The 18,711-nt window shown below is 68.4% G+C and carries 19 protein-coding genes and 1 riboswitch; of the genes, 18 read left to right on the plus strand and 1 reads right to left on the minus strand.

Going from position 1 to position 18,711, the window contains the following annotated elements:
* Nucleotides 1-33 precede the first annotated feature (33 nt).
* A complete protein-coding gene (locus tag U5817_RS21460; RefSeq protein ID WP_407278757.1) occupies nucleotides 34-1,374 on the minus strand; it encodes a sigma-54 interaction domain-containing protein in 1,341 nt (446 codons plus the stop codon).
* Between the two features lie 197 nt (nucleotides 1,375-1,571).
* On the opposite strand from U5817_RS21460, the gene U5817_RS21465 reads away from it, so the two are divergent.
* The 18 genes from U5817_RS21465 to mgtE all read left to right on the plus strand — a co-directional run bounded on the left by U5817_RS21465 (nucleotide 1,572) and on the right by mgtE (nucleotide 18,703).
* The gene (locus tag U5817_RS21465) at nucleotides 1,572-2,102 is read left to right on the plus strand and encodes a cytochrome C oxidase subunit II (protein ID WP_407278758.1); all 531 of its coding nucleotides are present in this window, start codon (nucleotides 1,572-1,574) and stop codon (nucleotides 2,100-2,102) included.
* A gap of 14 nt (nucleotides 2,103-2,116) precedes the next feature.
* Nucleotides 2,117-3,604, plus strand: coding sequence for a cbb3-type cytochrome c oxidase subunit I (locus U5817_RS21470; RefSeq protein ID WP_407278759.1), 1,488 nt, complete (start codon nucleotides 2,117-2,119; stop codon nucleotides 3,602-3,604).
* 10 nt (nucleotides 3,605-3,614) lie between these two features.
* Nucleotides 3,615-4,229, plus strand: coding sequence for an SCO family protein (locus U5817_RS21475; protein ID WP_407278760.1), 615 nt, complete (start codon nucleotides 3,615-3,617; stop codon nucleotides 4,227-4,229).
* Complete coding sequence (locus tag U5817_RS21480; RefSeq protein WP_407278761.1) at nucleotides 4,226-4,876, plus strand: hypothetical protein; 651 nt, start codon at nucleotides 4,226-4,228, stop codon at nucleotides 4,874-4,876. Before U5817_RS21475 ends, U5817_RS21480 begins: the two co-directional genes overlap by 4 nt.
* Nucleotides 4,877-4,937: 61 nt before the next feature.
* Nucleotides 4,938-5,048, plus strand: a riboswitch (TPP riboswitch).
* Nucleotides 5,049-5,219: 171 nt separating this feature from the next.
* A complete protein-coding gene (thiC, locus tag U5817_RS21485; protein WP_407281119.1) occupies nucleotides 5,220-7,016 on the plus strand; it encodes a phosphomethylpyrimidine synthase ThiC in 1,797 nt (598 codons plus the stop codon).
* 203 nt (nucleotides 7,017-7,219) lie between these two features.
* The gene (locus U5817_RS21490) at nucleotides 7,220-8,221 is read left to right on the plus strand and encodes a c-type cytochrome (protein WP_407278762.1); all 1,002 of its coding nucleotides are present in this window, start codon (nucleotides 7,220-7,222) and stop codon (nucleotides 8,219-8,221) included.
* 104 nt (nucleotides 8,222-8,325) lie between these two features.
* Entirely contained in the window at nucleotides 8,326-8,472 is a 147-nt protein-coding gene (locus tag U5817_RS21495; RefSeq protein WP_407278763.1) for a hypothetical protein, read from the plus strand.
* Between the two features lie 72 nt (nucleotides 8,473-8,544).
* Nucleotides 8,545-9,072 carry a DUF2478 domain-containing protein gene (locus tag U5817_RS21500; protein WP_407278764.1) on the plus strand — a complete coding sequence of 176 codons (528 nt, stop codon included), beginning with the start codon at nucleotides 8,545-8,547 and terminating at the stop codon, nucleotides 9,070-9,072.
* Between the two features lie 3 nt (nucleotides 9,073-9,075).
* Nucleotides 9,076-9,333, plus strand: coding sequence for a YkgJ family cysteine cluster protein (locus U5817_RS21505; protein WP_407278765.1), 258 nt, complete (start codon nucleotides 9,076-9,078; stop codon nucleotides 9,331-9,333).
* 110 nt (nucleotides 9,334-9,443) lie between these two features.
* On the plus strand, nucleotides 9,444-10,268 hold the full coding sequence (locus U5817_RS21510; protein ID WP_407278766.1) for an undecaprenyl-diphosphate phosphatase: 825 nt from the start codon (nucleotides 9,444-9,446) through the stop codon (nucleotides 10,266-10,268).
* Between the two features lie 62 nt (nucleotides 10,269-10,330).
* Nucleotides 10,331-10,915 carry a YqiA/YcfP family alpha/beta fold hydrolase gene (locus U5817_RS21515; protein ID WP_407278767.1) on the plus strand — a complete coding sequence of 195 codons (585 nt, stop codon included), beginning with the start codon at nucleotides 10,331-10,333 and terminating at the stop codon, nucleotides 10,913-10,915.
* A complete protein-coding gene (locus U5817_RS21520; protein WP_407278768.1) occupies nucleotides 10,912-11,760 on the plus strand; it encodes a methyltransferase domain-containing protein in 849 nt (282 codons plus the stop codon). Before U5817_RS21515 ends, U5817_RS21520 begins: the two co-directional genes overlap by 4 nt.
* Nucleotides 11,757-12,656 carry an EamA family transporter RarD gene (gene rarD, locus U5817_RS21525; protein WP_407278769.1) on the plus strand — a complete coding sequence of 300 codons (900 nt, stop codon included), beginning with the start codon at nucleotides 11,757-11,759 and terminating at the stop codon, nucleotides 12,654-12,656. Before U5817_RS21520 ends, rarD begins: the two co-directional genes overlap by 4 nt.
* Before the next feature lie 70 nt (nucleotides 12,657-12,726).
* Nucleotides 12,727-14,640 carry a ribonuclease catalytic domain-containing protein gene (locus U5817_RS21530; protein ID WP_407278770.1) on the plus strand — a complete coding sequence of 638 codons (1,914 nt, stop codon included), beginning with the start codon at nucleotides 12,727-12,729 and terminating at the stop codon, nucleotides 14,638-14,640.
* Nucleotides 14,641-14,652: 12 nt separating this feature from the next.
* A complete protein-coding gene (locus U5817_RS21535; protein WP_169127387.1) occupies nucleotides 14,653-15,591 on the plus strand; it encodes an energy transducer TonB in 939 nt (312 codons plus the stop codon).
* A gap of 8 nt (nucleotides 15,592-15,599) precedes the next feature.
* On the plus strand, nucleotides 15,600-16,433 hold the full coding sequence (aroE, locus tag U5817_RS21540; protein WP_407278771.1) for a shikimate dehydrogenase: 834 nt from the start codon (nucleotides 15,600-15,602) through the stop codon (nucleotides 16,431-16,433).
* Nucleotides 16,430-17,122 carry a monofunctional biosynthetic peptidoglycan transglycosylase gene (gene mtgA / locus U5817_RS21545; protein ID WP_407278772.1) on the plus strand — a complete coding sequence of 231 codons (693 nt, stop codon included), beginning with the start codon at nucleotides 16,430-16,432 and terminating at the stop codon, nucleotides 17,120-17,122. The genes aroE and mtgA overlap by 4 nt, the downstream gene beginning before the upstream one ends.
* A 138-nt stretch (nucleotides 17,123-17,260) precedes the next feature.
* Nucleotides 17,261-18,703, plus strand: coding sequence for a magnesium transporter (gene mgtE / locus U5817_RS21550; protein WP_407278773.1), 1,443 nt, complete (start codon nucleotides 17,261-17,263; stop codon nucleotides 18,701-18,703).
* Nucleotides 18,704-18,711: the final 8 nt, after the last annotated feature.

The following is an 18,711-nucleotide window of genomic DNA, read 5'->3' on the forward strand; positions in this document are numbered from 1 at the left end:
ATGCGCCAAGGCCTCAAGCCGCGGCCATCTCCCTCACGCCGACTTGAGCCGCTTCCACAGGGTCGTGCGCGACATCCCGAGACGTCGCGCCGCCTCCGCCTTGTTGCCCCCCGATTCCTCGACGACGCGCAGAATCTGCGCACGCTCCTCGTCTTCGGTCAGCCCTGACGTGTAGTAGTGCGTCAGCGGGACGCCAGCAGGGGGCGGCGCTGCAACGGATACCGCCAGTTCCCGCTGCAGGTGCCGCGGCAGGATCGTCGGGCCGTCGGCGTTCACCACGGCGTATTCCAGCGCGTTGAAGAGCTGGCGCACGTTGCCCGGCCAGGCGAAGGCTTCCATCATGCCGATGGCCTCCGGCGACAGGCGCAGGTCGGGCCGCCGGTAGCGCTCGCCCAGCTCGCCGAGCAGCCTGCCCGCGAGCAGGGGGATGTCCTCTCGACGCTCGCGCAAGGCCGGCACATGCAGCGGCAGCACGTGCAGCCGGTAGTACAGGTCCTCGCGGAACTCGCCGCGGGCGACCATCGCGGCCAGGTCGCGATGCGTTGCGGCGACGACGCGGACGTCGACCTTGCGCGGGTGGTTCTCGCCGACACGAACGACCTCGCGCTCCTGCAGCACGCGCAGCAGCCGCGTCTGCGTCGCGGGCGAGATCTCGCCGATCTCGTCGAGCAGCAGCGTGCCGCCATTGGCCGCTTCGAAACGGCCGACCCGCATGCAGGTGGCGCCCGAGAAGGAGCCCTTCGCGTGACCGAACAGTTCGGACTCCTGCAGGCTCTCCGGCAGCGAAGCGCAATGCACGGCGACGTACGGCCCCCTTGCGCGCGCCGAGTTGTCGTGCAGCGCACGGGCGACGAGCTCCTTGCCGACACCGCTTTCGCCGGTGATCAGCACGTTGGCGTCGCTCGCGGCGATGCGCAGCACCTTCTGGTAGAGCTCCTGCATCGCGCGGCTGCGGCCGGTGAGTCCGCCGAGCTGCCAGCGGTCGCGCACCTCGGCTTCGAGTTCGACCTCGCGGGAGCGGTCGCGCAGGATGATTGCGCAGTACAGGCCGGAATCATTCGGCGGCAGCAGCATCGCCCACATGCGCAGCGGCATGTCGAGGCCGGCGGGCGTCCGGAGGACGATGTCCTGGACCTTGTCGTCCTCGCCCTTCGCCGGCGTCAGCGAACATCGGCCGCGGTCTTCGCACGCGCGCGCGCATTCGGTGCCGGAGAACAGCGTCGGGCACAGCCCATCGATGACGCGCTGATTGTCGCGCCCGATCATGCGGCCGGCCGCGCTGTTCATTTCGAGCACGCGCCGGTCGGCGTCGAGAAACAGGACGCCCTCTTCGAGGCTGTCGAGAAACACGCGCAAGGTAGCCAGGCTCGGCATGGAGATCGCCCTTCCGTTCAGATTGAACGTTCGCGATGAACGTCCAGTGTGGATCGATGAACGCATTTGAACATCCACGCCGCGACGAAAAAATGATTGACATCAAGCGGTTGGCGAACGTGGCACGGCACTGGCTATGTGCAGTTCAGGGGGACACCCATGTCCCGACCACGAACACATGGACAGGAGAACCCATCGTGCAACCCATTGCCTGGCAACTATCACTCCTCTTGATGACGCTCGTGGCGTTCGGCTTCGCCTTTGTCGCCATCAATTCCGGCCGGCGGCAGGACGACTATGCGCCGCTGCAGAAACGCGCCTACCGCCTGCGCACCCGTCTCTTCTGGGGGCTCGTGCTGGTGTTCGGACCGGCCATGATCTACACGCTCACGGATCTGCCCTATGGCGCCGCGCGTGCCCGGACCGGCTCGGGCCCCGTGCAGGTCATCGACGCCACCGGCTACCAGTGGCGCTGGGAACTGAGCCAGGACCACGTCACCGCCGGCCAGCCGGTCGAATTCCGCGTCACCAGCGCGGACGTCAACCACGGCTTCGGCATCTACGACGCGAACCTGCATCTGGTCGCGCAGACACAGGGGATGCCCGGCTACACCAACACGCTGCGCCACACCTTCGAGGAACCGGGGACGTACCGGATCCTGTGCATGGAGTACTGCGGCGTCGCACACCACAACATGATGACCGAAATCCGCGTCGACGCTCGGTAAGGGAGGACTCGAACATGGCGACCTACGCATACGAACACCGCCCCGACCACGGGGCGAAGGCCGGCGTGCTGGCCTATCTGGCGACCTCGGCGGCGGTGTTGCTGCTGATGATGGTCTTCGGCCTGCTGATGCGCCTCGAGCAGGCGCAATGGATCTCGATCGGCGCCGACCGTTTCTACCAGCTGATGACGCTGCACGGCGCCGGCATGGTCGGCATCGCGGCGATCGCGGGCGCGTCGGTGATGTGGCACTTCCTGCGCCAGTACGTCGCCCTGTCGTCGCGCATCTTCATCGCGAACCTCGTACTGTTTCTCGCCGGCGTCGTGATGATTCTCGCGAGCGTGCTGCTCGGCCGCTTCCACGGCGCATGGACCTTCCTGTTCCCGCTTCCCGGCAAGTCGATGGGCATGTGGAGCGCGGACGCGGCGGCGCTCTTCATGGGCGGGCTGCTCGTGATCGGCGTCGGCTTCCTGCTGCTGCACCTCGACGTCGCCCGCGCGATCGTCGCGCGCTACGGCAACTTCGCGCGCGCGCTCGGCTGGCCGCAGCTCTTCGGCCACGACGACGGCAAGGCACCGCCGCCGACGGTGGTCGCGAGCGCGATGGTCACCATCGTCAACGTCATCGGCCTGGTCGTCGGCGCGAGCATCCTGACGATGATGCTGGTGAATCTCTACGTGCCCGGCTTCGACATCGACCCGCTGCTCGCCAAGGGGATGATCTACTTCTTCGGCCACGTCTTCATCAACGCGACGATCTACATGGCGGTGATCGCGGTGTACGAGATCCTGCCGCGCTACACGCAGCGGCCGTGGAAGTCGAACAAGGTGTTCCTCGCCTCGTGGACCGCGTCGACGCTGATGGTGCTGTTCATCTTCCCGCATCACCTGCTGATGGACTTCGCGTTCCCGAAGTGGATGCTAATCATGGGCCACATAATCGGCTACCTGAACACCGTGCCCATTCTCGTCGTCACCGGCTATGGCGCGCTGATGATCGTCTATCGCTCCGGCATCCGCTGGGACATGGCGTCGAAGCTGCTGTTCCTGTCCTTGTTCGGCTGGGCCGCGGGCGCGATGCCGGCCTTCATCGACGGCACGATCACCGTCAATTACGTGATGCACAACACGCTGTGGGTGCCCGGGCACTTCCACACCTACCTGCTGCTGGGCATGGTGACGATGGTGTTCGGCTTCATGTACTACCTCGGCAAGCCGGACCACGAGACCGACGACCGCCCGATCGACCGCATCGCGTTCTGGCTGTTCACGTCGTCGGTGCTCGGCTTCACGCTGAGCTTCCTGTATTCCGGCAAGGAAAGCGTCGCGCGCCGCTACGCCGCCCACCTGCCCGAATGGGTGCCGTACGACCGCATCGCGTCCGTGTTCGCGGTGCTGGTGATCGCCTCGGCGCTGCTGTTCGTCGGCCGCTTCTTCGCCCGCATCGGCCTGGCGCGGCACGACTACCAGCGTGCGCCGCTCGCGCGCGCCGCGACCGCGTGAGCTGCAAACAATGAAAGCGGTCGCGCGCAGCGTCACCGTCACGGCCCTGGTGACCGTCCTCGGCACCGGCGCCTTCTGGTGCGGCACCGACGGTTTCAAGGCCTTCACCGCCGAGACCGCACGCCGGGCCGACATCCTGCGCACGCCGCGCCCCTTGCCCGCGGCCATCCTCGAAGACCAGGACGGCCGCGTCTTCCGCCTCGACGACTACCGCGGACGGCTGCTCGCGGTGGAATTCATCTATACCCGCTGCACGACAATCTGCAACAGCCTTGGCGCGGCGTTCAAGCAGATCCGCGACCGCGTGCCGGCCGACGCGCTCGGGCGCGACGTCGCGCTGCTGAGCATCAGTTTCGATCCCGGGCACGACGATCCTGCGAACCTGAAGGCCTACGGGACCCGCCACGGCGCCGACGGCGAGCACTGGCGGATCGTGCGCGTGCGCGACGCAGATCAGCTGCAGGCGCTGCTCGGCGCCTTCGGCATCGTCGTGATTGCCGACCGCTTCGGCGGATTCGAACACAACGCCGCGATCCACCTCGTCGGCCGCGACGGCCGGCTCGCGGAGATCGCCGACCTCGACGCCCCGCTGCGCTTCGCCGACAGACTCAGGGAGGTGCTGTGATCAACGCCGCCACGCGCGCCGGCATCGGCCCGCGCATCCTCGTCGCCCTGTACCTGCTGCTCGCGACGCCGGCAGCGCGCGCATGGCTCGAAGCGACGATGAGCGGCCACATGCTCGTGCAGATCCCGCTGCTCGCGGCCCTCGGCTTTATCGCCTGCCGCCTGTTGCCGGAGGCCTGGCAGGAAACGCTGCTCGCCGCCGCGGGCGGCCCGGTCCCGCACGTCGTCGTCGCGCTGTTCGCATCGACCTGGTGGATGCTGCCGCGGGCGCTCGACGAGGCGCTCGCGCACTTGCCGGTCGAAGCGGCCAAATTCGTCAGCCTGCCCCTGCTCGTCGGGCTGCCGCTCGCGCTCGCATGGCGCCGGCTCGGTTCGATCGGCCGCGGCTTCCTCTGGACCAACTTCATCAGCATGCTCGCCGTGCTCGGCTGGCTCTATATCGCCGCGCCGGTACGGGTGTGCAACAGCTATCTGGTCGACCAGCAGGAGAGCGCCGGCTGGCTGATGGTGAAGCTCGCCGTGCTGCTGTTCGCAGGATGGCTCGCCTCGCTGTTCGTCGGCGGCCACGCGGAGTGCGGCGCCTCCGACATTACCGGCGCGAAAGCCGCAGGCACGCCAGGGCGCGCCTCTCCGCAGAATTCCACGTAATAGAATGTTTCGTTCCGATTTTTGGTGATTTACATGCGCCAAAGTTTGGCGTAACGTGTCGCAACTTACCTAGGGGTCCTTGCATCCGCCTTCGTTGCGGCTGCCGGGTGAGAAAAACCCTTTGAACCTGATCCGGGTAATTCCGGCGAAGGGAAGCGTAGGTGCAGTCTTGCGCCTCCTCCTTCCGGTCGTCCGCCCGGCCCTGCCCCACCGAGGAGAACGCATGAACGCCACCGAAAAATTCATCGCCGCGCAGGCCCACGTCGACGAGGCCGCGATCGCGCCGCTGCCCAATTCCCGCAAGGTCTACGTCGAGGGCTCGCGCCCGGACATCCAGGTGCCGATGCGCGAGATCTCGCAGGCCGACACCCCGACCGCGTTCGGCGGCGAGAAGAACCCGCCGATCTTCGTCTATGACACGTCCGGGATCTACACCGACCCGACGGCCAAGATCGACATCCGCTCCGGCCTGCCCGCGCTGCGCCAGCAGTGGATCGAGGAGCGTGGCGACACCGAAGTGCTCGCCGACCTGTCGTCCGAGTTCGGCCGCATGCGCGCCGCCGACAAGAGCCTGGACGAGCTGCGCTTCCCCGGCCTGCACCGCCATCCGCGCCGCGCCAAGGCCGGCGCGAACGTCTCGCAGATGCACTACGCGCGCAAGGGCATCATCACGCCCGAGATGGAATACGTCGCGATCCGCGAGAACATGAACCGCCGCGCCTACATAGAGACGCTGCGCGCCACGGGCCCGACCGGCGAGAAGATGGCCAAGCTGCTGACCCGCCAGCACCCGGGCCAGCATTTCGGCGCCTCGATCCCCGAGGAGATCACACCGGAGTTCGTGCGCTCCGAGGTCGCGCGCGGCCGCGCGATCATCCCCAACAACATCAACCACCCGGAAAGCGAGCCGATGATCATCGGCCGCAACTTCCTCGTGAAGATCAACGCCAACATCGGCAACTCGGCGCTCGGCTCGTCGATCTCGGAAGAGGTCGACAAGATGACCTGGTCGATCCGCTGGGGCGGCGACACGGTGATGGATCTGTCCACCGGCAAGAACATCCACGAGACGCGCGAGTGGATCATCCGCAATAGCCCGGTGCCGATCGGCACGGTGCCGATCTACCAGGCGCTCGAGAAGGTGAACGGCAAGGCCGAGGACCTCACCTGGGAGATCTTCCGCGACACGCTGATCGAGCAGGCCGAACAAGGCGTCGACTACTTCACGATCCACGCCGGCGTGCTGCTGCGCTACGTGCCGATGACCGCCAACCGCATGACCGGCATCGTCTCGCGCGGCGGCTCGATCATGGCGAAGTGGTGTCTCGCGCACCACAAGGAAAGCTTCCTCTACACGCACTTCGAGGACATCTGCGAGATCATGAAGGCCTACGACGTGGCCTTCTCGCTCGGCGACGGCCTGCGCCCCGGTTCGATCTACGACGCCAACGACGAGGCGCAGCTGGGCGAGCTGAAGACGCTGGGCGAGCTCACCGACATCGCGTGGAAGCACGACGTGCAGACCATCATCGAAGGTCCGGGCCACGTGCCGATGCACCTCATCAAGGAGAACATGGATCTCCAGCTCGAGTACTGCAAGGAAGCGCCCTTCTATACGCTGGGGCCGCTCACGACCGACATCGCCCCCGGCTACGACCACATCACCAGCGGCATCGGCGCCGCGCAGATCGGCTGGTACGGCACGGCAATGCTGTGTTACGTGACGCCCAAGGAGCACCTGGGCCTGCCGGACAAGAACGACGTCAAGGAAGGCATCATCACCTACAAGCTCGCCGCCCACGCCGCCGACCTCGCCAAGGGTCATCCCGGCGCGCAGATCCGCGACAACGCGCTCTCCAAGGCGCGCTTCGAGTTCCGCTGGGAAGACCAGTTCAACCTCGGCCTCGACCCGGACAAGGCGCGCGAATTCCACGACGAGACCCTGCCCAAGGAGTCCGCCAAGGTCGCCCACTTCTGCTCGATGTGCGGCCCGCACTTCTGCTCGATGAAGATCACGCAGGACGTGCGCGACTTCGCCGCGAAGGAAGGCCTCAAGGAAGAGGAAGCCCTCGCGAAGGGCATGGAGGTGAAGTCGGTCGAGTTCGTGAAGGCCGGCGCCGAGGTGTACAAGAAGCTCTGATGCCGCGTCGCAACGCAGGCAGGTGACAACGGGCCGCCCAGTGCGGCCCGTTTCTTTTGCACGTCTTTCCGCGGGATCAAGGTAAACCCCGAGCCCAATCCGGGCAGCCGCGGCGTCTGAGCTGTTGCACAGGCCCGCCGGACTGGGTAAAGTTTTTACATAAGCACTTAATAATTTACTTACATCAATAGAGAGAGAAATTCATGGATGCACGTATTGCGGCAGGGAGCCTTGCGCTCCTGCTCGCGGCGGCGCCTGCGCTCGCCCAGGACGCCTCCAGGGTCAGCCTGATCGACCGTCCCGCCCCCGCCCTCGACAAGCTGCCGAAAGACGCCTACGGCGAGCTCGTGCGCTACGGCTACGAGCTGTCGACGCGCACCTTCGCGTTCATCGGACCGGAGGTGCAGAATCGCAAGATGCGCTTCGCAGGCAACAACCTCGCCTGCACGTCCTGCCACCAGAACGACGCCACCAAGCCCTTCGCAATGCCGTGGGTCGGCGTCTCCGCGACCTTCCCGCAGTACCGCGCACGCGAAGACGCGATCAGCACGGTCGAGGAGCGCGTGAACGGCTGCATGGAGCGCAGCATGAACGGCAAGCCGCTGCCGCTGGATTCGCATGAGATGAAGGCCTTCGCGGCCTACATCCACTACGTGTCGCGCGGGGTCCCGATCGGCGCGCGCGTCGAGGGCGCCGGCACGAAGCCGATCACTGTGCCCAACCGCCGCGCCGACCTCGCCGCCGGCGAGGCCGTGTACGGGGCCAAGTGCGCGGCCTGCCACGGCGCCGACGGACAGGGCCAGCGCCGCGGCAAGGCCGGCGACGCCGAGGGCTACGTATTCCCGCCGCTGTGGGGCAAGGACACCTTCAACAACGGCGCCGGCATGAACCGCATGCTCACCGCAGCCGCCTTCATCAAGCACAACATGCCGCAGGGCACGACGCACGCGGCCCCGGTCCTGAGCGACGATGAAGCCTTCGACGTCGCCGGCTACGTGCTGTCGCAGCCGCGCCCGATCAAGGCCGGTCTCGACAAGGACTTCCCGGCGCGCTGGAACAAGCCGGTGGACGCTGCCTTCCCGCCCTACGTCGACGGTGCCTCGGCCGAGCAGCATCGCTACGGCCCCTATCCGCCCCTGACGGAGCTTGCAAAACAGCGCGCCGAAGCGTTGAAGGCCGCGCGCGAGGCAGCGGCGAGCCGCTGAGTTCAGGCCGCGGGGGCGAACTTCGCCCCCATCACCCCCTCCAATGTGAGTGCGCCGCTGCAGCCGTGCGCAGCCGCGGCGCACCCGCAATGGAGGATTCCACCATGCGCAAATTGCTTGCAGCGGTATTCACGGCGCTCGTTGCAGCCGTTCTCGTGCCGGCCGCCGGATGCGCGACGGCGGCAAAGGACGGCACGCAGTCGCCCGCGCCATCGCGCGACAGCATGCGCGGCGGCGGCGGGGGCTACTGACCGGGCCGCCGACAGTTTCGTCCGGGCGCCTCGCGGTGCGACAATGGCGGATCACCCACGCGTGCCGCCGCCATGACCACCGACCAGTCCCTGCAGATCGCTGCCATCGTCTATCGCCCCACCGACCATATCGAGCCGGTGCTCCTGGAGGCTGCACGCGCACTGGCCGAACTGGGGGTGCGGCTCGGCGGCATCCTGCAACACGACATCGCGACGACCATCAACGATCCCTGCGGCATGGAGCTCGAGGACCTCGCGACCGGCGAGCGCTTCCCCCTGTCGCAGGATCTCGGCAGCGGTTCGGAAGCGTGCCGTCTCGACCCGAACGCGCTCGCGCACGCGGCGGTCGCGGTGCGCGGCGCGCTGGAGCGCGGGACGCAGGTGGTGTTCATCAACAAGTTCGGCGCACAGGAAGCGAGCGGATCGGGCCTGCGTTCCGAGATGGCGATGGCAGTGACGAGCGGCGTGCCGGTCATCACCGCGGTCGGGGAGCGCTTCCTCGCCGAATGGCAGCACTTTACCGGCGGCCACTCCACGCTGCTCGAACCGAAGGTCGCCGACATCCTCGCATGGTGGCGCGCACTACCCGCGCGCACCTGAACGATGGAGTGCCGCCCGGCCTGCGCGGCCTGCTGCATTGCGCCGTCCATCTCCAGCCCCATCCCCGGCATGGAAGGCGGCAAGCCTGCGGGCGTGCGCTGCGTGCAGCTCGACGAGGCCGACCGTTGCCGCCTGTTCGGCGACCCGCGCCGTCCGGCCGTGTGCGGCAGCCTCGCGCCCAGCCCGCAGATGTGCGGCACGCATCGCGAGGCCGCGATGCGGTGGCTCGGCGATCTCGAGCGGCTCACCGCCCCGGCCTGACGCTTACTTCCCGTTGCGACTGAGGGACGATTTGTGCGGCCCTGCAACATGACGAGGGGTATCATCGCGCCTTTCGTTCATCATTGCCCCGGCACACGCCGTCACGCCTCATGGATCTCGCCCAGCTGTTCGTCGCCCTGATTCTCGGCATCATCGAAGGCCTCACCGAATTCCTGCCGGTCTCCTCGACCGGCCACCTGATCATCTTCGGCGACCTGCTCGGCTACAACGACGAGGCGAGCAAGGTGTTCAAGATCGTGATCCAGCTCGCGGCGATCCTCGCCGTGTGCTGGGACTACCGCGAACGCCTCGCGCGCGTCGCAGCAGGCGTCGCCAGCGATCGCGCCGCACAACGCTTCGTGGGCCTGCTGATCGTCGGCTTCCTGCCCGCGGCGGTGCTGGGAGTGATGTTCCACTCGAAGATCAAGGCTCTGCTCTTCAACCCCCTCACCGTCGCCACCGCGCTGATCGTGGGCGGCCTCGTGATCCTGTGGCTGGAAAAGCGCAGCTACCATCCGCTCATCAATGCCGTCGACGAGATGCGCTGGCCCGACGCACTCAAGGTCGGCTTCGCGCAGGCGCTGGCGATGATTCCCGGCACCTCGCGCTCGGGCGCAACCATCATGGGCGGGCTGGTGTTCGGCCTGTCGCGCAAGACGGCGGCGGAGTTCTCCTTCTTCCTCGCGATCCCGACGATGTTCGCCGCCACCGCGTACGACCTCTACAAGGCGCGCGACATGCTCCACGCCGGCGACCTGCCGGTGTTCGCCGTAGGCTTCGTCGCCTCCTTCGTCGCCGCGATGTGGGCGGTTAAGACCTTCATCCGCTTCGTCTCCAACCACACCTTCATCGTCTTCGCGTGGTACCGCATCGTCTTCGGCCTCATCGTGCTGGCGACATGGAAGTTCGGGCTGGTCGCGTGGAGCGAGATCTGAGCGACCGGGAAGCCGCCGGACGTGGTTAAACTAGGGGTTCCGCCCCAGCCCCTGCATACGCGATGATCATCTACCTGCACGGTTTCCGCTCCGCTCCCGCGTCGATCAAGGCACAGGCGCTGCAACGCCACATGGCCGAAAAGGGGCTCGCCGACCAATTCTGGTGCGAGCAGCTGCCGCACGAGCCGGACGCCGCGATTGCGCTGATCGAGCGCCGCATCGCGCGCTGCCGTGCAGAGCGCCCCGAGCTCCCGCCCACACTGGTCGGCAGCTCGCTGGGCGGCTACTACGCGACGCACCTCGCCGAAAAGCACGGCCTCAGGGCCGCGCTCGTCAACCCGGCGGTCGTCGCGCCGCTGTCGCTGGAGGCCTACGTCGGCATGCAGACCAACCTGTACACCGGCGAATCCTTCGACTTCAAGCACGAGTACATCGCGCAACTGCGTGCCATGGATGTCGCGACGATCACCCGCCCGCAGGACTTCTGGCTGCTGGTCGAGACCGGCGACGAGGTACTGGACTACCGCGATGCCGTCGCGAAATACGCCGGTGCGCGCCAGACCGTGCTCGAAGGCGGCGACCACGGCTTCTCGCGCTGGACCGACTACCTCGACGAGGTGATCGCCTTCGCCGGACTCACCCGATGAGCACGCACCCAGGCTTCGACGTGCGCCGCTTCAAGGCGCAGGAGCGCGCCGGTTTCAACCGCATCGCCGCGCGCTACGCGGAAGGCGCTCACCTGCGCGCCGACCTCGCACAAGCCCTGCTCGACGCGGCCGACCTCGCGCCCGGCCAGCGGGTGCTCGATCTCGCGAGCGGGCCGGGCCTCCTCGCCCGCGACGCTGCCGCCCGCATCGCACCGGGCGGCTGGGTGCTCGCGAGCGACATCGCCGAGGGCATGCTCGCCGAGGGCGCCCGCCGCACCGCCGCAGAGGGCAAGGCCGACGCGCTCGCCTTCGCCGCCGCCGACGCCGAACACCTGTGCCTGCCCGACGCGAGCTTCGACCGCGTGCTCGCGGGCCTCGCGCTCTTCATGTTCCCGCACCCGCAGCAGGCGCTCGCCGAGATGCGCCGCGTGCTGCGCCCCGGCGGGCGCATTGCGCTGTCGGTGTGGGGCCAGCGCGAGTCCGTGCCGCTGATCGCGCGTGCGCAGGACTGCATCGCGCGGCTGCTGCCGCCGCCCAAGGTCGCACGTCCCTCGGTGTTCCGCTTCGGCGATGCCGCGGCCCTGACGGCCATCCTCGAAGACGCGGGCTTCGCGGACGTGCGCATCGCCCCCTGCCCCTTCCGCTGCCACTTTGCCGACGCCGAAGGCTACTGGCAGGCCTTCCTCGATCTCGCCGGCGGAGCGGCCGAGGCCCTGTCGCGCCTGCCCGAGACCACCCAGGCGACCCTGCGCGCGGCGGTCGCGGCCGACCTCGAAGGCCACCGCGGCGCGGACGGCGGCTACACCGTCGAAGCCCTCGCGCTCGTCGCCACCGCCGCCGCATGAGGGACGCCGCGGCCGAGTCGCACCGGCGCCGCCAGGGCGTCATCGCGACGCTGATCGCCTTCACGATGTGGGGGCTGATGCCGCTCTACTTCAAGGCGGTCGGCAGCGTGTCGCCCGGCGAGATCGTCGCGCATCGCGTGTTGTGGTCCGTCGTCTTCCTCCTCGCCCTGCTCGCGCTGTGGCGCGGCTTCGACGGCCTGCGCCGCGTCGCGGCCCAGCCGCGCCTGATCGGCCTGCTCGCGCTGTCGGCCTCGCTCACCGGCAGCAACTGGCTGGTCTTCGTGTGGGCGATCTCTGCCGACAAGCTGCTCGAAGCGAGCCTGGGTTACTTCATCAACCCCCTGGTAAGCATCCTCCTCGGCCGCCTCGTGCTCGGCGAGCGCATGCGCCCGCTGCAGCAGGCGGCCGTCGCGCTCGCCTGCGCCGGCGTCGCCTGGCGCGTGTGGCAGGTCGGCACGCTGCCGTGGATCGCACTCTTCCTCGCCGGCACCTTCGGCCTGTACGGCCTGCTGCGCAAGCGCGCCCCGGTCGATGCGATCAACGGCCTGTTCGTCGAAACCCTGGTCACGGCACCGCTCGCGCTCGGGTGGCTGGCCTGGCTCGCCAGCCGCGGCACGCTGCAATTCGGCCAGGCGTTCGCGACCGACGCGCTGCTGCCCCTCGCCGGCGTGCTCACGGCCGTGCCGCTGATGCTGTTCGCGATCGGCGCCCAGCGCCTGCCGCTGTCGACGATCGGCTTCCTGCAGTACCTCGCGCCCAGCCTCAACTTCCTGCTCGCCGTGTTCGTCTTCCACGAACCCTTCGACGCCGGCCAGTTCGCCGGCTTCGCGCTGATCTGGGCCGCGCTCGCGGTCTATTCGGTCGACATGCTGCGGGCGAACCGGGCAGCCCGATAGTCCCCGCCCCCTCTGCGCCCGACGGTCGAATCCTTTAAACTGTCGGGCTTGCTCAAGTATGGCGGTTCCGATGTTCGTGCTGTTCGAAGAGGATGGGGCCTTCAAGGCCGGTACCGTCCTCGCTGATAACGATTCCTCGCTGCAGGTCGAGACGTCCCACGGCAAGCGCGTGAAGCTGAAAAGCAACCACGTGCTGATGCGCTTCCGCGAGCCCGCGCCGGCCGAACTGCTCAACCGCGCCGAGGCCGGCGCCGAGGAGCTGGACACCGCCTTCCTGTGGGAAGTGTGCGGCGACGACGAATTCGCCTTCGACGCGTTCGCCGCCGAATACCACGGGCACGCCCCGAACGCGGTCGAGTCGGCGAGCATCCTGCTGCGCCTGCACTCGGCGCCGATCTACTTCCACCGCAAGGGCCGCGGCCGCTTCCGCAAGGCGCCCGCCGACATCCTGCAGGCCGCGCTCGCCGGCCTGGAGAAGAAGCGCCAGCAGGCCGAGGCGATCGAGCGCATGCGCGCCGAACTGGTCGAGGGCCACATGCCGCCCGAGATCGCCGGCATGCTGCCGCAACTGCTCTACCGCCCGGACCGCAACCGCGTCGAGACGAAGGCCTTCGAGGCCGCCTGCGTCGACACCGGGCTGTCGGCGCCGCGCCTGCTGCTGCAATGCGGCGCGCTGGAGTCGAGCTACGACTTCCACTACAACCGCTTCCTGTTCGAATACTTCGAGGAAGGCACCGCCTTCCCGGCCTTCGAAGCCCCGGCCGACCCGGCGGATCTGCCGCTCGCACAAGTCGCCGCGTTCTCGATCGACGACGCCACCACCACCGAGATCGACGACGCCTTCTCGGTCACTCCGCGCGAAGGCGGCGGCTGGCGCATCGGCATCCACATCGCCGCACCTGCCCTCGGCTTCGAGCGCGGCTCCTCGCTCGACGCGATCGCGCGCCGGCGCCTGTCGACCGTCTACATGCCGGGCAACAAGATCACAATGCTGCCCGACGCGGTCGTCGAGAGCTTCACGCTCGCCGCCGGCCGCGACTGCCCGGCCGTGTCGCTGTACCTCGACGTCACCGCGGCGCTCGCCGTCCAGCGCCACGAGACCGTCGTCGAGCGCGTGCCCATCGTCGCCAACCTGCGCCACCACGACATCGAGCCGCTCTTCAACGAGCAGGTGCTGCACGACCACTCCGGCGGCCCCGACTTCGAATGGAAGCGCGAGCTCACGCTGCTGTGGGACCTCGCCAACGTGCTCGAGGCCGGCCGCGGCAAGGCCGAGGACAACCGCAACCAGGTCGACTTCAATTTCTACGTGGACTGGCAGACGCACACCGCGGACGGTCCGGGCTACGTCACCATCACCCAGAGGAAGCGCGGTTCGCCGCTCGACAAGCTGGTGGCCGAGATGATGATTCTCGCCAACTCCACCTGGGGCAAGCTCCTCGACGAGGCCGGCATCCCCGGCTTGTATCGCGTGCAGAGCGGCGGCAAGGTGCGCATGTCAACCGCCGCCGGCCCGCACGACGGCCTGGGCGTGGACTGCTATGCGTGGTCGAGCTCGCCGCTGCGCCGCTACGTCGACATGGTCAACCAGTGGCAGATCGTCTCGGTGCTGCGCGACGAGGCGCCCGCGTTCGCGCCCAAGTCCGCCGACCTGATGGCCGCGATGCGCGACTTCGACGTCACCTACGCCGCCTACGCCGACTTCCAGCGCCAGATGGAGCGCTACTGGTGCCTGCGCTGGCTGCGCCAGCAGCCCGGAATCGCGGTCGACGGCAAGGTGCTGCGCGACAACCTCGTGCGCCTCGACGCGATCCCGCTGATGGTCAAGGTGCCCTCGCTGCCGGTCATGCTGCCCGGCACGCGTGTGCGCCTGACGGTCGAGCACAGCGACCTGCTCGACGTCGACATCAGCGCGCGCTTCGTCGAGATGCTCGCCGAACCCGACCCCGCCGACGCGGCCGACGCGGCGCTCGAAGGCAACTGAAAACCGCACGGCATGGCTCGCAACCAGGACCTTCGTTCCCCGCACATGAACGGCGCCCCGGCGCGCAGCGCGCCTGCCGCCCGCGCCTCCGGCGGCGGCATCCTGCAGGGCGACCCCTTGCTCGCGATCGCCTTCCTGCTATCCCTCGCGATCCATGCGCTGGCGCTGTCCGTCGGCTTCACGATGGACAGTGGTCCGCGCCCGCGCGAACTCGATCGCGGCCTGGAAGTGGTGCTGGTGAACGCACGCCACGCCCGCGCCCCCGAGAAGGCCGATGTGCTCGCTCAGGCCAACCTCGACGGCGGCGGGAACAGCGAACAGAACGCGCGGCCGAAGTCGCCCCTGCCGCCGCAACCGACGCAGCGCGACGGCGACGCCCTCGCCGAATCCCGCAAGCGCACCTCGGATCGCAGCGCCGCACGGCCCGAGGTCATGACGACCCAGAAATCGGCCGCACAGACCCAGGCCGCGGTGCAGCAGCCCGACCCCGCCGCCGTCGAGCCCAAGCCGTCCGGCCTCGATCTCCTCGACAGCGTTGCCGCCGCCGCGCGCCTCGAGGCCGAGATCGACCGCAAGCTCGACGAATACGCCAAGCGCCCGCGCAGGAAGTTCGTCGGCGCGAAGGCGAAGGAGTACCGCCTCGCCCAGTACGTGGAAGACTGGCGCCAGAAGATCGAACGCGTCGGCACCCTCAACTACCCCGATGCCGCTCGCGGCCGCCTGTACGGCAGCCTGCTGCTGCTCGTCGCGATCCGCGCCGACGGCTCGGTGGAGCGCGTCGAGGTGCAGCGCTCGTCGGGCGAACCCGTCCTCGACGAAGCCGCCAAACGCATCGTCACGCTCGCGGCCCCCTTTTCGAGTTTCCCGAACGACGTCCGTGCCGACACCGACATCATCGAGATCGTCAGGACCTGGACCTTCACCAACGCCGACCGCCTCACCGCCCACTAGAGCCGTCCATGGACCGCTACGCCGTCATCGGAAACCCCGTCGCCCACAGCAAGTCCCCGACGATCCACGCGGCCTTCGCCGCACAGACCGGCCAGACGCTCGCCTACGAGGCCCTGCTCGCGCCGCTGGACGGCTTCGCCGCGACGGTCGCGGCCTTCCGCGCTGCCGGCGGGCGCGGCTGCAACGTCACTGTGCCGTTCAAGCTCGAGGCCTTCGCGCTGGCGGAGCGCCGCTCGCCGCGCGCGCAGGCCGCCGGCGCCGTGAACACCCTCAAGTTCGACGCGGACGGCATCTACGGCGACAACACCGACGGTGCCGGCCTCGTGCGCGACCTCACGCACAACCTCGACTGCCCGCTCGCCGGCCGCCGCATCCTGCTGCTGGGCGCCGGCGGCGCTGCGCGCGGCGTGATGCTGCCGCTGCTGGCCGCGGCCCCCGCCCGCCTCACGCTCGCCAACCGTACGGTCGCACGCGCCGAGGCGCTGGTCGCGGAGTTCGCCGCCGGCGCCGGCAACACGCCGCTCGCCGCCGGCGGCTTCACCGACCTGGCCGGCGCGCAGTTCGACGTCGTCATCAACGCAACCGCGGCGAGCCTCGCCGACGAGGCCCCGCCGCTGCCTCCCGGCCTGTACGCGCCCGGCGCGCTGGCCTACGACATGATGTACGGCCGCGGCGACACCGCCTTCCTCGCCGCGGCCCGCCGCGACGGCGCGGCGCGGCTTGCCGACGGCCTCGGCATGCTCGTCGAACAGGCCGCCGAGAGCTTCCTGCTGTGGCGCGACGTGCGGCCCGAGACCGCACCGGTCCTCACCGAGCTGCGGCGCCAGATCGAAGGCCGATGAAGGCACTCCTGCGGCGCGCCGGCTGGGTGGGCGTGGCGCTCCTGGCGCTACTCGTGCTGTACCAGCTGTGGATCTTCCTGCTGGTGCTGTGGTGGAGCCACTTCAACCCGTCCAGCACCAGCTTCATGGACATCCGTCTCGACGAGCTGCAGGAAAAGCGCCCCAACGCCGAGCTGCGCCACGAGTGGGTGCCCTACGAACGCATCTCCATCCATCTCAAGCGCGCCGTGATCGCCGCGGAAGACGACAGCTTCGTCGACCACGAAGGCTTCGACTGGGAAGGCATCCAGCGCGCGATGGAAAAGAACCAGCGCAAGGGCCGCGCCGTCGCGGGCGGCTCCACGATCAGCCAGCAGCTCGCCAAGAACCTGTTCCTGTCTCCCACACGCAGTTACTTCCGCAAGGCGCAGGAGGCGGTCATCACCGTGATGATCGAAACCGTGTGGAGCAAGCGCCGCATCCTCGAGGTGTACCTCAACGTGGTCGAATGGGGCACCGGCATCTTCGGCTGCGAGGCGGCCGCGCGGCGCTACTACGGGGTGCCCGCCGGCCGGCTGGGCCCCGACCAGGCCGCCCGCCTCGCGGTGATGCTGCCCAATCCGCGCAAGTACGAGAAGCAGTTCGGCCCGCGGCTGGCCGCCCACGCCGCGCGCATCCGCGGGCGCATGGCCTACGCGCAGGTGCCCTGAACGCGCCCCCGGCGGCAGCGCGGCACCGCACGCCTGCCGCGATGCAACATTTTCGGTTTTCCGGGGTCGCAAGAGCACCGCGAAATCCGTAGAATTCGCGCCTTACGACCGAAGCCCACACACCACCCGGAGGCGCCGATGAGCGAGCAGGACGAACGCCACCCGGACGACGTTCAGCAGCACCTGCGCGAAGTCCAGGAGCTGCTCGCACGCCACAAGGTGGTGGAGGATCTCGTCCATCGGCAGGACATGCCCCGCCACGAGCTGGTGGAGAACCTCGTCCACAAGCAGCACGTCGCCGAACTCCAGACCAAGCTCGACACGCTGCACCCCGCGGACATCGCCTACATCCTCGAGGCACTTCCCCTCCAGGACCGCCTGTTCGTGTGGGACCTGGTCAAGGCCGAGCGCGACGGCGACATCCTGCTCGAAGTCTCCGACGCGGTGCGCGAGTCCCTCATCGAGACGATGGACCCGCACGAGCTCAAGGCCGCGGCGGAAACCCTCGATGCCGACGAGCTCGCCGACCTCGCCCCCGACCTGCCGCCCGAGGTCATGCTGGACGTGTTCCAGTCGCTCGACAGCGAGGAACGCGAACAGCTGCGCGCAGCGATGTCCTTCCCCGAGGACTCGGTCGGCGCGCTGATGGACTTCGACATGGTGACCGTCCGCGAGGACGTCACGCTCGAGGTCGTGCTGCGCTACCTGCGCCGCTTCGACGAGCTGCCGGACCACACCGACAAGCTCTTCGTGATCGACCGCGAAGACCACCTGAAAGGCATCCTGACGCTCGAATCGCTGCTCATCAACGACCCCGAGATGGTGGTCGGCGCGGTCATGCACAAGGAAAACGTCATCAGTTTCGAGCCCGAGGACGAAGCCGACGACGCCGCCCAGGCCTTCGAGCGCTACGACCTCGTGTCCGCGCCGGTGATCGACGCCGAGAAGCGCGTCATCGGGCGCCTGACCGTCGCCGACGTGGTCGACTACATCCGCGAGGAGTCCGAGCACGAGATCCTCAGCCACGCCGGTCTGCGCGAGGAGGAAGACATCTTCGCCTCGGTGTGGGACTCGGTGAAGAACCGCTGGGCGTGGCTGGCGATCAACCTCGTCACCGCCTTCATCGCCTCACGCGTGATCGGCGCCTTCGAAGGCTCGATCGAGAAGCTCGTCGCGCTGGCCGCGCTGATGCCCATCGTCGCCGGCATCGGCGGCAACTCCGGCAACCAGACGGTGACGATGATCGTGCGCGCAATCGCGATGGGGCAGGTCGAGCAGTCCGCGATGCAGCGCCTGATGCGCAAGGAGATGGGTGTTGCCGTCGTCAACGGCCTGGTATGGGGCGGGCTGCTCGGGATCCTCGCGTGGGTCCTCTACGGCAGCGCCTCGCTGGGCGCCGTGATGACCGCCGCGATGACGCTCAACCTGCTGCTCGCCGCCTGCGCCGGCGTGCTGATCCCGATGGTGCGCCTGCGCTTCGGCGCCGACCCGGCGATGGGCGGTTCGGTGCTGATCACCGCGCTGACCGACTCGGGCGGCTTCTTCATTTTCCTCGGGCTGGCGACGCTGTTCCTGCTGTAGGGCGCCAA

The organism is Aromatoleum evansii, assembly GCF_045689615.1.
In the GTDB taxonomy this organism is placed as follows: domain Bacteria; phylum Pseudomonadota; class Gammaproteobacteria; order Burkholderiales; family Rhodocyclaceae; genus Aromatoleum; species Aromatoleum evansii.

Coding starts and splice junctions, on each gene's coding strand:
- U5817_RS21505 (WP_407278765.1), top strand. CDS start 9,076: ATGGAGTGCCGCCCGGCCTGCGCGGCCTGCTGCATTGCGCCGTCCATC.
- U5817_RS21530 (WP_407278770.1), top strand. CDS start 12,727: ATGTTCGTGCTGTTCGAAGAGGATGGGGCCTTCAAGGCCGGTACCGTC.
- U5817_RS21520 (WP_407278768.1), top strand. CDS start 10,912: ATGAGCACGCACCCAGGCTTCGACGTGCGCCGCTTCAAGGCGCAGGAG.
- mgtE (WP_407278773.1), top strand. CDS start 17,261: ATGAGCGAGCAGGACGAACGCCACCCGGACGACGTTCAGCAGCACCTG.
- U5817_RS21500 (WP_407278764.1), top strand. CDS start 8,545: ATGACCACCGACCAGTCCCTGCAGATCGCTGCCATCGTCTATCGCCCC.
- U5817_RS21535 (WP_169127387.1), top strand. CDS start 14,653: ATGGCTCGCAACCAGGACCTTCGTTCCCCGCACATGAACGGCGCCCCG.
- U5817_RS21460 (WP_407278757.1), bottom strand. CDS start 1,374: ATGCCGAGCCTGGCTACCTTGCGCGTGTTTCTCGACAGCCTCGAAGAG.
- U5817_RS21470 (WP_407278759.1), top strand. CDS start 2,117: ATGGCGACCTACGCATACGAACACCGCCCCGACCACGGGGCGAAGGCC.
- U5817_RS21495 (WP_407278763.1), top strand. CDS start 8,326: ATGCGCAAATTGCTTGCAGCGGTATTCACGGCGCTCGTTGCAGCCGTT.
- rarD (WP_407278769.1), top strand. CDS start 11,757: ATGAGGGACGCCGCGGCCGAGTCGCACCGGCGCCGCCAGGGCGTCATC.
- mtgA (WP_407278772.1), top strand. CDS start 16,430: ATGAAGGCACTCCTGCGGCGCGCCGGCTGGGTGGGCGTGGCGCTCCTG.
- U5817_RS21475 (WP_407278760.1), top strand. CDS start 3,615: ATGAAAGCGGTCGCGCGCAGCGTCACCGTCACGGCCCTGGTGACCGTC.
- U5817_RS21490 (WP_407278762.1), top strand. CDS start 7,220: ATGGATGCACGTATTGCGGCAGGGAGCCTTGCGCTCCTGCTCGCGGCG.
- aroE (WP_407278771.1), top strand. CDS start 15,600: ATGGACCGCTACGCCGTCATCGGAAACCCCGTCGCCCACAGCAAGTCC.
- U5817_RS21510 (WP_407278766.1), top strand. CDS start 9,444: ATGGATCTCGCCCAGCTGTTCGTCGCCCTGATTCTCGGCATCATCGAA.
- U5817_RS21515 (WP_407278767.1), top strand. CDS start 10,331: ATGATCATCTACCTGCACGGTTTCCGCTCCGCTCCCGCGTCGATCAAG.
- thiC (WP_407281119.1), top strand. CDS start 5,220: ATGCGCGAGATCTCGCAGGCCGACACCCCGACCGCGTTCGGCGGCGAG.